The 12,171-nt window shown below is 44.3% G+C and carries 9 protein-coding genes; 8 read left to right on the plus strand and 1 reads right to left on the minus strand.

Going from position 1 to position 12,171, the window contains the following annotated elements:
- Positions 1 to 540: 540 nt before the first annotated feature.
- Positions 541 to 1,296 (plus strand): hypothetical protein, encoded by a 756-nt coding sequence (locus V144x_RS08450; RefSeq protein WP_144984169.1) that lies wholly within the window; start codon positions 541 to 543, stop codon positions 1,294 to 1,296.
- Between the two features lie 21 nt (positions 1,297 to 1,317).
- Here V144x_RS08450 and V144x_RS08455 read toward each other — a convergent pair whose 3' ends face one another.
- Positions 1,318 to 2,316, minus strand: a complete 999-nt coding sequence (locus V144x_RS08455) for an adenosine deaminase (protein WP_144984172.1) — start codon at positions 2,314 to 2,316, stop codon at positions 1,318 to 1,320.
- A gap of 191 nt (positions 2,317 to 2,507) precedes the next feature.
- Here V144x_RS08455 and V144x_RS08460 point away from each other — a divergent pair, with 191 nt between their 5' ends.
- From V144x_RS08460 to V144x_RS08490, 7 genes are all read left to right on the plus strand, one after another.
- Entirely contained in the window at positions 2,508 to 3,812 is a 1,305-nt protein-coding gene (locus V144x_RS08460; RefSeq protein WP_144984175.1) for a neutral/alkaline non-lysosomal ceramidase N-terminal domain-containing protein, read from the plus strand.
- A gap of 703 nt (positions 3,813 to 4,515) precedes the next feature.
- A complete protein-coding gene (locus V144x_RS08465) occupies positions 4,516 to 6,576 on the plus strand; it encodes a PrkA family serine protein kinase (RefSeq protein ID WP_144984178.1) in 2,061 nt (686 codons plus the stop codon).
- Between the two features lie 103 nt (positions 6,577 to 6,679).
- A complete protein-coding gene (locus V144x_RS08470; protein ID WP_144984181.1) occupies positions 6,680 to 7,786 on the plus strand; it encodes a DUF444 family protein in 1,107 nt (368 codons plus the stop codon).
- Between the two features lie 88 nt (positions 7,787 to 7,874).
- Positions 7,875 to 9,404 carry a SpoVR family protein gene (locus tag V144x_RS08475; protein ID WP_144984184.1) on the plus strand — a complete coding sequence of 510 codons (1,530 nt, stop codon included), beginning with the start codon at positions 7,875 to 7,877 and terminating at the stop codon, positions 9,402 to 9,404.
- A 37-nt stretch (positions 9,405 to 9,441) separates the two neighbouring features.
- Positions 9,442 to 9,936, plus strand: a complete 495-nt coding sequence (locus tag V144x_RS08480) for a hypothetical protein (protein ID WP_144984187.1) — start codon at positions 9,442 to 9,444, stop codon at positions 9,934 to 9,936.
- A 164-nt stretch (positions 9,937 to 10,100) separates the two neighbouring features.
- Positions 10,101 to 10,910: an IclR family transcriptional regulator gene (locus V144x_RS08485; protein WP_144984190.1), complete on the plus strand. Its 810-nt coding sequence runs from the start codon at positions 10,101 to 10,103 to the stop codon at positions 10,908 to 10,910.
- A 28-nt stretch (positions 10,911 to 10,938) separates the two neighbouring features.
- Positions 10,939 to 12,081, plus strand: coding sequence for an aminotransferase class V-fold PLP-dependent enzyme (locus V144x_RS08490; protein ID WP_144984193.1), 1,143 nt, complete (start codon positions 10,939 to 10,941; stop codon positions 12,079 to 12,081).
- The last annotated feature ends 90 nt before the right edge of the window (positions 12,082 to 12,171 follow it).

Below are 12,171 nucleotides of genomic sequence, written 5' to 3' on the forward strand. Positions count from 1 at the left end.
GTATTTCGTGTTTACTGCGTTTCCATTTTTGTCCAAAACCCAAGCAGCAACAGGTCCAATACTCAATACATAAGACACTAGCAAAATCGGTATTGAATAGCCAAGAAATCGAAGGATTCTTGATTCTTTATTTTCAGTCATAGGGATTACCTTCAGGTAACTAGAATCTGACAACCCAAGTTTAAACGATTGAAGGCAGTTAAGCCACTAAAATAAGCGAGGTTCACTATGGTCACGGTAGACCAAATGAAGAGTGCCTGGGAAGACTCCTGTAATAAAAAGTCTCTATTGCTTACAAGTGATCAACGTTTTGTACAACACTCTTGCCTCCGCACGCGTTCCAAGGGGTATTCTATGCTTTATTAATTGCTACAAAAAATTTATTATAATGCTTTATATGTAGTGTTTACCCCTTGAGTAGTTGTGTGATGCCGCTTTCCTGAAGCATAGGTCGCAGGTTCAAATTCAGCCGGGTGTATGTTTTTGGAGAGTTGCTCGTGTCGTATTTTCTATGAAGCCGGGATTGAAGGATAGAATCGAATGAATAAAGTATCTCAGTTTTTTTTCTCTTGCATTCTTACGTTTTGTGTTTTGTCACAAGTTACTTTTTCGCGGGCGGATGAACTGAAAAAAAGCTATTACCTGATCGGTAATTCGCTGACGTGGGACACGGTTCCATCTCTGCTGGATGGTGATGTGCAGTGGCATGTGGATTGTGGGAAGAGTTTGCCCTATATCTTTGAGCATCCGGAGATGCCGTGCGTCAAGAATTCGTCACTTTGGCCAAAGGCACTCAAAGAAAAGCAGTACGATTTTATTTCGGTTCAGCCCCATTATGGTTCCACATTGTCAGAAGATGTTGATGTCATTTCCAAGTGGATCGAAATGCAGCCCAAGGCAGTATTCATTATTCACACCGGTTGGGCACGGAGTGCAACGCGCGCTGATGAATATACGAATGAGGACATCGAAGGAAAATTACAACATAGCCCAGACTATTTTAAGGCCCTGTTGGAAGAACTGAAGAAGCGTTATCCGGATCGGCAATTCAAGCAGACTTATGCCATTGATCTCTTAGATAAAGTGAATTCGGATATCAAAAATAAGCAAGCACCCTTCAATCAGATTTCAGATTTGTATCGGGACGCGATTCATATGAAAACCGATAGCGGCCGTTACCTCATGCACAATGCGATGCGGCATGCGATGGGGCAGCCACGGTCTGAAAAGGGATATGAAAAAACGGATACGAAAACAAAACAGTATCTGAATCAGGTTCTGGATACATTGAAGTAATGGTTCTGTCTTTTAGTTGTGTCAGCCAGCGTAGTCTGCCAATTCGGAAATCAGTTTTTGTTTTTCTTTGTCAGTAAGAAACGCTGATTCGAACGAATTTCGCGCGAGCTTGACCAGTTGATCATGTGAAAGATTAAACGCTTTTTGAACAGCCAGGAAATTTTCATTGACGTAACCGCCGAAGTAAGGTGGATCGTCCGAGTTAACGCTGACGACCAGACCGGCGTCCAGCATTCGTTTCAAGGAATGTTCTGTCATGGTCTCGAAAACACAGAGTCTTATGTTAGAAAGCGGACAGACTGTTAAGGGAATCTGCTCTTCAACAAGCCGCTCGACCAGTGCTGCATCTTCCATACAACGCACGCCATGATCGATTCGTTCTGCCTGGAGTAGGTCCAGTGCTTCGATGATATATTCAGGTGGTCCTTCCTCACCCGCATGGCACACGACGCGGAAACCCTGCCGACGGGCTTCTGCGAACACATTCACAAATTTGGACGGGGGATGGCCCAGTTCCGATGAATCCAGGCCGACAGCAATGATTTGCTCGCGAAACGGAATGGCCTGCTGCAGAGTCTGTATAGCTGATTCCTCAGATAGGTGACGTAAGAAACTGAGGATTAAATGGGAGGAAATTCCAAGCTCGGTCTGTGCCTGTTTGAGGGCCGCTGTGATTCCATTGAGGGCTGTTTCAAAGGGAATATTTCGGTCAGTATGTGACTGAGGATCGAAGAAAATTTCAGTATGTCGCACGTTTTGCGACGCTGCTTTTTTCAAGTAGGCCATCGTCAGGTCATGGAAATCTTCTTCTGTGAGAACGACACTGATTGAAGCGTAATATAAATCGAGAAACGACTGTAAGTCCTTGAAATTGTAAGCGGCTCGCATCTCATCCACAGATTGAAAGGGAATTGCAATTCCATTCTTTTCCGAAAGTTGAAAGGCCAATTCAGGCTCCAGAGTTCCTTCAATGTGCAAATGTAATTCTGCTTTCGGTAATCCTGTAATAAAATCATCCATGTCCGGTCTCCGAATTTTTGTCAGCTCTTTCAGTTGATAATGGCCTATGAGAGTAACAGATTCTGAAAGAGATTACGATTCCGTATTATCATTTTCAAAGCCAGGCTTCGTTTTTGTGAAACGATATTGTAGGATCAGTTGACAGGAAGAGATCACTTGTTTTTACAAAGAAATTGAGATCATGTTAAAGAATGTTCTGTTTATTAGCAATTCTGATTTTGGATCATCCCGAATTACAGGGAGGAGATTTGAGAGTGGGGATTGCGCGTGTCGACATCACGCCTGCAAAATCAATTTGGCTGGCCGGCTATGCCGCTCGTAAAGAGCCTGCTAAGGGAATGACACATCCTCTGTGGGCCAAAGCGTTAGTTTTCGAAGATAAAAATGGTAATCGGGCAGCGATTGTGACGACTGATCTAATCGGATTGACACGAGAGATTTCCGATGCGGTTGGAAAACGCGTTGCGAAAAAGATAGGAATGACACGTGAACAGATTCTGTTGAATTCCTCACACACTCATTGCGGTCCTGTTGTTCGTGGTTGTGCGGCACTCGCTTATGATTTAACTGACGCACAGCAGAATGACGTGAATCAGTATGCAAAGCTACTGGAAGACAAACTGGTGAACCTGATCGTCCAGGCCAGTCAGTCAATGTCGGATGTGATGCTAACATATGGGGAAGATCAGGCGAAATTTGCACGAAACCGTCGTGGTCGGTACAACCCGGATGGCCCTGTCGATCATACGGTACCTGTCCTGCGAGTATGTGACAAAGCAGGTAAAACAAAAGCCATCTTATTTGGATATGCTTGCCATAATACGACCATTGCCCTCTCTCAATATTGTGGCGACTATGCAGGTTTCGCACAGATTGCTTTAGAGAAAAAGTACCCCGGTGTCACGGCTCTGTTCATGATCGGTTGTGGGGGAGATGCGAATCCTCATCCTCGACGTACACTTGCATTGGCAGAGCAGCATGGAAATGCGCTATCAGATGCGGTTGTGCGTGCGATTGAGAAAACGATGGAGCCCGTCAAAGGGACTGTCAAAGTCAAGTTTCAGAGAACGGATTTACCGTTTGTTGATCCGCCATCCAAGGCAGAGCTTCTTATGAGTCAGGGAAAGGGGGATGTCTATTTGCAACGCCTGACGAAATCTCTGCTGAATCAACTGGATCAGCAGGGCGCTATCAAAACTTCCTACCCATTCCCTGCTCAGGTCATCTCTTTTGGGGATGATCTGACTTTGATCGGTTTAGGAGGAGAAGCGGTGATTGATTATTCTATTCGTCTCCATGAAGAATTCTCTCATCGTCGGATCTGGGTTGCCAGTTATTGTCATGAAGTGTTTGCCTATATCCCTTCGGAACGGGTTCTCAAAGAAGGTGGTTATGAAGGGGGTGGGGCAATGAAGTACTTTGGTTTCCATGGTCCTTTTCAACCTGGAGTAGAAGATCGCATTATTAAGCTCATTCACAAGCTGATTGAGCCGTAGGGAGTCGTACGTATTTCGATTGTACGTCAAATATTTTTCTAATCAAAAGCTACAAAATCGTGTTGCTCTTATTATCTCAATCAACTGATTGAGCTCGCAAAAATTCTTAAACGTTTTAACAAATTTCAGCGTAATAATGTTTGAGAATTGTGTTGATGTTTGATTCGAAAATCGTAGCACATCCAGTCTGTCCAATCGGCTGAGAATCGTTTCGTTCAGGAGTCTTTGGTTCACTTTGCAGGAATCTATACTTGTTTAGAGATGTTTTTCTAACTGGTTGTATGATATTAACTTACAGTTATTGAACATGTTGCCCCTAAAAGGGGTGATTCTTTTGCATTCAAGATTGCTATTGTCTCGATATGAGAGGTGGGAAATAATAGAGGTGTTCGAAGAAAAGTTTCGTCACTTTACATTCCTGTGTGGCATACTTTGAGCACTAGTGAGTCACGTCCACACAATAATCCCAATTTTACAATTTGGTGTTGGCCATGGATGGTCTTGTAAATACCCTCATCACAAATTTATGTTTGTATGTGGGAACTATCCCTGCGCTGTGTGTGTCTAAATTCATGCAAAACTTCCGTCTTTGTGAAAGGCTGTAGCGCTTTAGAACATTCTTTTAAATTAAATTACCTCGAACTTATTGGCCTACTATGCGGCCTGCCAGAGTGCAAGTCGCGACGCCAGGAGGAGGAGTCCCATGGAAAATGGTCGATCAATTTTAAATCAGATCTCCGGTCAGCTTAATTCTGAATCTTTTCAGCAAGAACATTGGCAGGGGACTTTTGAAGAGTACCTCGATCTTGTTCGAGAAGATCCCAAAGTAACGCGAACGGCGTTCCAAAGAGTTTATGATATGATCATGAGCTATGGGACCTATCCGGTTGAAGGTAAAAAGGGACTCATTCGCTATCGCTTTTTCGATGATCCGGTCAATGACGGACGCGACGGAATCTTCGGTCTTTCCAAGCCGTTGATGGAACTGGTCAATGTTTTTAAATCGGCTGCGCTGAAGTATGGTAGTGAACGCCGTGTCTTGTTGTTACATGGTCCTGTGGGAAGTTCAAAAAGTACTATTGCGCGTCTGTTGAAGCAGGGGCTGGAACGCTATTCACGTACCGAAGAAGGTGCCCTCTACAGCTTTGGTTGGAAAGAAGAGGATGGTTCTATTCTTTGGGATCCTATGAATGGTGACCCTTTACAATTAATTCCACTCGAGAATCGTCAGGAAGTTTGTGACCATCTGAATGCCGGCCGCGATGCCAGTAAAGAGTCCGATTACATCGTCGAAATTGCTGGCGAAGTATGCCCGTTGAGTCGTTTTATGTTCAATGAAAAATTGAAAGCAGCTAATGGCGACTGGACTAAAGTGATGGAGCAGGTTGTTGTGAAGCGAATCACCTTCTCAGAGCAGGATCGAATTGGGATTGGAACATTCCAGCCTAAAGATGAGAAGAATCAGGATTCTACCGAACTAACGGGAGATATTAACTACCGCAAGATCGCGCAGTATGGTAGCGAAAGTGATCCGCGTGCTTTCAATTTTGATGGTGAATTCAATGTCGCCAATCGTGGACTGATCGAGTTTATTGAAGTCTTAAAGCTGGATGTGGCATTTTTGTATGATCTGCTTGGTGCCTCTCAGGAACACAAAATCAAGCCGAAGAAGTTTGCCCAAACGGATATCGATACGGTCATCATCGGTCATACCAATGAACCTGAATATCGTCGTTTGCAATCAAATGAATTCATGGAAGCACTTCGGGATCGTACCGTAAAAATTGATGTTCCTTACGTTACGAAGCTGAGTGAAGAAATTAAGATCTACGAGAAGGATTACAATTCCAAACGGGTCAGAGGTAAACACATCGCTCCGCATACGCTGGAAATCGGGGCAATGTGGGCAGTACTGACGCGACTCGAAACGCCGAAGCATCATGGTTTGACGCTGGTTCAGAAAATGAATTTGTATAATGGCAAGTCATTGTCTGGATTTACCACTGAAAATGTCGAGCAACTTCGTAAAGAAGCAAAATCAGAAGGGCTGTTTGGAATCTCTCCTCGTTATGTTCAGGACAAAATTTCCAATGCACTCGTGGTAAACTCTCATAGCTCGAATCTGAATCCGTTTATGCTTTTGAATGAGCTGGAGGAAGGGTTAAAGCATCACTCGTTGATTGCCAACGATGACTTGCGAGATCATTATCGCCAGTTAATTACTGTCGTCAAAGAGGAGTATACTGATATTGTGAAAAATGAAGTTCAGCGTGCGATTGCCGCTGACGAAGAAGCACTCACGCGATTGTGTGGTAATTACCTTGATAACGTGAAAGCGTACACACAGAAAGAACGCGTCAAGAATAAATTTACTGGTGAATATGAAGAGCCGGATGAACGACAGATGCGTTCTATCGAAGAGCGAATCGATATTCCTGAAACCAGAAAAGATGATTTCCGTCGTGAGATCATGAACTACATTGGCGCGTTATCAATGGATGGAAAAACGTTCGACTACAAAACGAACGAACGTTTGCAAAAGGCGCTCGAAATGAAATTATTCGAGGACCAGAAGGATACCATCAAATTGACGAGTCTGGTATCGAACGTGGTCGATGCCGAAACGCAGGAGAAAATCGATATCGTCAAAGCCCGGCTGATTCGAAATTATGGCTATGATGAAGAGTCGGCAACAGACGTATTGCAATATGTCGCTAGCATCTTCGCTCGTGGAGACATAAAAAAAGGTAGTGATGCAGCTTAATCTTTGAGACGATTGTAACTTCATACAGAGTACTTAAGAGAAGAAGGAATTGTTTGAGAGCCGACGAACCCCTGCTTCCCTAAACTGAAAGGGTCTCGATATTATGGTACGTAGAATTGATCGTGACCAGCAACGATTTAATAAGATTATCAAGGGGAAGGTTCGTCAACAGCTCCGGAAGTATATCAATCATGGTGAGATGATTGGTCGCAAAGGTCGAGAAACTGTCAGTATCCCTGTTCCCAATATTGAGATCCCCCATTTTCAGCATGGCGAAAAAGGAAGTGGCGGAGTAGGCCAGGGGGAAGGTGACGTAGGAGAAACAATCGGCCGTGGTCAGGATGATGGTGATGGTAAAGGTCAAGCCGGTAACCAGCAGGGGCAACATATTCGGGAAGTGGAATTAACACTTGAAGAATTGGCTGACATGCTCGGCGAAGCTCTGGAACTTCCACGAATTGAACCCAAGGGCGATGACGCGCTGACATCCAAGAAAGACCGCTACACATCAATCCGACCCACTGGACCCGATTCATTAAGACATTTTAAACGTACCTACAAACGAGCGCTCAGGAGAATGATTGCGACAAACAATTATGATCCCACTGAGCCGTCAATTATTCCTACTAAAGATGATGAGCGGTTTCGAAGCTGGAAAACCGTTTCAGAACCACATACGAATGCCGCCGTCATTTATATGATGGATGTATCGGGATCAATGACAGACGTCCAGAAAGAAATCGTCCGTACGGAGTCCTTTTGGATTGATACCTGGTTAAAACGTCAATACGACGGTATTGAACGTCGTTATATCGTACATGATGCTGTTGCTCATGAAGTGGATGAAGATACCTTCTACCGAGTTCGCGAAAGTGGTGGAACGCGTATCTCATCCGCTTACCGGGCGGCAAACCAGATCATTCAAAGAGACTTTCCCCCTTCGCTATGGAATATTTACTGTTTTCAATTTTCCGATGGGGACAATTGGGGAGAAGATAACACCGAGTGTATCGACAATCTCAAACAGAACATTTTTCCGATCTGTAATCTTTTCTGTTATGGACAGGTAAGAAGTCCTTATGGGTCCGGGGACTTTATCAAGGAATTACGGAAGATTGAAGAAGAGTGGGATAATTTGATCCTCTCTGAAATTGACGATAAAGAAGCGATCTATGGTTCGATTAAGACGTTTCTGGGAACAGGAAAATAGATTGACTGAAAGTAGTATGTTTTAGAGTTTGAGTGAAAGAACAGTCAGCCTCTGATTCGGAATCGATTGACCGCTGACGGAGATTCATATGGTAGTCACAACTCATCGCCCTTTACCTAAAGAATTGAGTGATATCCAACAGGAGATGGAACAGCATGCGCTCGATTATGGTCTCGACTTCTTCAAAACCATCTTTGAAGTCCTGGACTACGAAGAGCTGAGTATGTTTGCCGCCTATGGTGGATTTCCGGTTCGTTATCCTCACTGGAGATTTGGAGCCCAGTTTGATGAATTGATGAAAGGCTATTCGTACGGTCTGCAGAAAATCTATGAAATGGTGATCAATACGGATCCCTGTTATGCCTATCTCTTGAGTGCGAATGACATCACCGATCAAAAACTGGTGATTGCACACGTTTATGGTCACTGTGATTTTTTTAAAAACAACGCCTGGTTCTCGCACACCAATCGCAAAATGCTCGATCAGATGGCCAATCACGCCACCCGTATGAATCGGCATATTGATGATTATGGTTATGAAACAGTGGAGATGTTTATTGATACTTGTCTTTCTTTGGAAAGCTTGATCGATCCCTATGCGCCGCATGTCAGGCGAACGAAGAAGCCTCCCACAAAAGAAGAGACAGAAAAACAAAAAACCGATACCGCTGAAACGTCTTCAGGACGATTTCCAGCAAAGCAGTACATGGATCCGTATATTAATCCTGAAGACATACTCGAAGAAGAGGCCAACGAAAAACGCAAGAAAGCTCAGGAATTGGCCGATCAACTGAAATTTCCAAAAGAACGTTTGCGAGATGTGTTGTTCTTTTTGATTCAGTATGCGCCTTTGGAAGATTGGCAGCGTGATGTGCTTTCGATTATTCGAGATGAAGCGTACTACTTTGCTCCCCAAGGGCAGACCAAGATCATGAACGAGGGTTGGGCCAGTTTCTGGCACTCCACAATTATGACGCGTCATGGTTTGACGGATGAAGGCTTGATCAATTATGCCGATCACCATAGTGGTACGATGGCAACCAGTCCAAACCGACTGAATCCGTATAAGTTAGGAATTGAACTACTCAAAGATATCGAAGAACGCTGGAATAAAGGGCAATTTGGCCCCGAGTACGAGAACTGTCCTGATATGTTTAAAAAAGAGAATTGGAATCAGGATTTAGGGTTGGGCAGAGAGAAAATCTTTGAAGTTCGACGGATTCATAACGATATCACGTTTATCGATACGTTTTTGACTCCTGAGTTCTGCTATAAAAATCAGATGTTTTCGTTTGCCTATAATGATTCCAATCGAACTTACGAAATTCAGTCACGCGAATTTGAGCAGATCAAACTACAACTTTTGAGCAGCCTTAGTAATCATGGACGACCTGTGATTTACGTTCAGGATGGAAACTATAAAAACCGGGGTGAACTCTATCTGGAACATGAATATCTGGGAGTCGAACTCAAGCTCGATTATGCTCAGGATACGCTGGTCAACTTGCATACGATCTGGAAACGACCCGTGAATATCGAAACGGTCGTTGACGACAGACCTACCATCTTGAGTTATGACGGTAAGAAGCATTCCACAAATTCAAAAGAAAAAGAATAAATCAGGGAAGGGATGTCTCCGCAAGGAGGATTGAATAATGACCGTGATAAATCAACTAAATCATGAGCTGAAGCAGCTGGCAGGATCGCAGATCGCACAGCCGAGTACAATCACACTGGCTGCCACAGGCAAAATTGAAGTGCTGATCGATTTTACTTCTGTCGACTCGATGAGTTGTTCTTTAAGAGAAGTGCGCGTAAATGTGCCGTCCTTAACCCAGGCAACGTTTGACAAGTTGAAAGAATGGGGGCAGAAACTGTGTCAGCGAGTCACCTATCTTTTAGAAAACATAGGGCCTCTCGAATATGATGAAGATGCAGGGCAGGTATTAATTCGTTCGACTCCCCCCGACCAGAATCAAGCGGGGACTCGGTTTTATGAAATCATTCTCTCATCACATTCCAATGGGCAATTCAGTTTAAAACGTTTCGAATATCAAAATGGACAAAGTGGTCGTACTCAGGTTGATATTCAGGTCACTCATGAAGTGCTGCGAAAGTTTGTCGAGGACCTGCTAGATACGATTCCTTGATCTGGTAAGAACTCAGTAATTCCCTTTGGAATCTACAATATCGAACCCTATATGCCTTAGGTAATATTTTGCCTAAGGTTTTATTTTTTATATGGTTACAGATTGTGGATTAATGTCATGATTAGTGCTTGACGAAACCTGTTTTACATGTAAAATCATATTTCATGAGTAAAACATTAGAAAGAAACGACTCGAGATTATCGTACCGTGTGCCCGCTCTTGAAAAGGGGTTGGAGGTTCTGGAGCTATTGTCTGGTATCTCGCAACCATTGTCTCTGACAGACATTGCAGATCGTTTGGGGCGGACCAAGCAAGAGCTGTTTCGAGTGATGGCCTGCCTCAATGAACAAGGGTATTTAATTCGCGATCTCAATCAGGGCTACCGGATGAGTACCAAACTGTTCGAACTGGGATCCAAGCATGCAAGTACGGGGGCATTAATTGCGCGTGCCACTCCGCACATGGAGACATTGGCGAATGAACTGAATGAGCCATGTCACCTGAACCTGGTCGTTCGCAATAAAATGTTGGTGATTGCACGTGTGAATTGCGATGCAGATGTTGCTTTGGCGGTCCGCATCGGTGCCAGCTTCAAACTTCACGAACGTAACAGCGGTTTAGTAGCGCTATCTTTTTTACCTGACGAACAGAGACTCAAATACTGGTCACAATGTGATTTACCGGATGATCAGATTCGCGAATATGAGGCCGAGTCACGTGCGATTCGGCAAGCTGGTTTTCGTACCATGGCGAGCACGCTGAATCAGGGAGTTCAGGATACGGCTACTCCGATTCTTGGTGCAGAAGGACGGTTGTTGGCAGTGTTGTGTGTTTCACATATTTTACGTGTTGGCGAGTCGCGGGACAGCACGACGATTTCCTCAGCGATGTTACGCTGCTCGCAAGCGATTTCAAGTGAGTTTGGACCGACGATGTTAAAGACACCAGATGTTGAAACGCACGCTGTCCACTGAATCAAGTGGGTAAACGAACGGAGTTTTTATGCTGGATCAACAGATTCGAGATCATGATTTTCCCAGTTTGAAAGGTCGTGTTTACTTAAATACGGCTGCAGAAGGGATTCCTCCAATTGCGGTGAGCGAAGCGTTCCAGCAGTACTTTCAGGACAAAGAACTGGGCATGGATGGCCGTGAGCTTCATGAAGTACAATGGGAAGCAGCAAAAAAAGTAGTTTCCCAATTGTATGGTATGAGTTCCGATGAAGTCAGTATCTGTTCCTGCAGTTCTGAAGCGTTTAATCTGGCATATCAGTCTTTGCAGCTAAAACCAGGTGATGAAGTCATTATCAGTGATTTAGACTTTCCTGCCAGTTATACGTTCGGGTTACAACAGAGTTGTCCTGCCACCGTAAAAATCTGGGAAGCCCGTGATTGGGAATTACGATTGGAAGATCTGCAGTCACTTTTAACAGACAAAACACGTGTGGTGAGTATCTCACTGGTCAGTTTTTTCAATGGGTTCAAAATTCCTTTGAAGGAAGTGATTCAAACGATTCGCCAACATTCTTCCGCTTTAATCGCCTTAGATGTCACTCAGGCCCTGGGACGAATTCCGCTCGATCTGGAAGACATTGATCTGGTAATCAGCAGCACACATAAGTGGATTCTGGCTTCTCATGGTGGGGGGCTGGTAGGCGTGCCTGCGTCGCGTGCGAATGAATGGACTGTTCCCGCCGGGGGCTGGTTTAATCTGAAAGACGCATTTGGAGATCGGCGTTTTGAAAAAGCAGAGAGCCTGCCAGGAGCGGCGAGCTTTACAGTGGGCATGCCCAATTATCCCGCCGTTTATGCAATCCGCGCTGCTTTGGATTATATTACAGCGGTGGGCCTCGAAGAAATTAATCAGGCAACCGAGCCTCTGGTCGAAGCCTGTCTGGCAGGACTCGCAGAGTTACCGGTTGAATTCATTTCGCCGCGGAAGATCGAAAACTTAGCGGGTATTATTGCATTTCGACATCCTGAAGCGGAAAGGATTTATCAACACTTACATAGTAAACAAATTCATCCTATGTATCATGCGGGCAGGATTCGTGTTGCCTTGCATGGATACAATACACTGGACGATGTAGAAACATTTTTACGGGAATTGAAGTACACACTCTCAAAAAGTTTTGTCGGTACATGAAACGGACCGTTGGTCTGAAATAGTTTTATCGAGCGTATTTTTTTACTGATTTTTGATCTAACTGGAACTATAATAATAGGGTAAGCATAA

This window comes from Gimesia aquarii (assembly GCF_007748195.1).
GTDB classification, from domain to species: Bacteria; Planctomycetota; Planctomycetia; order Planctomycetales; family Planctomycetaceae; genus Gimesia; species Gimesia aquarii.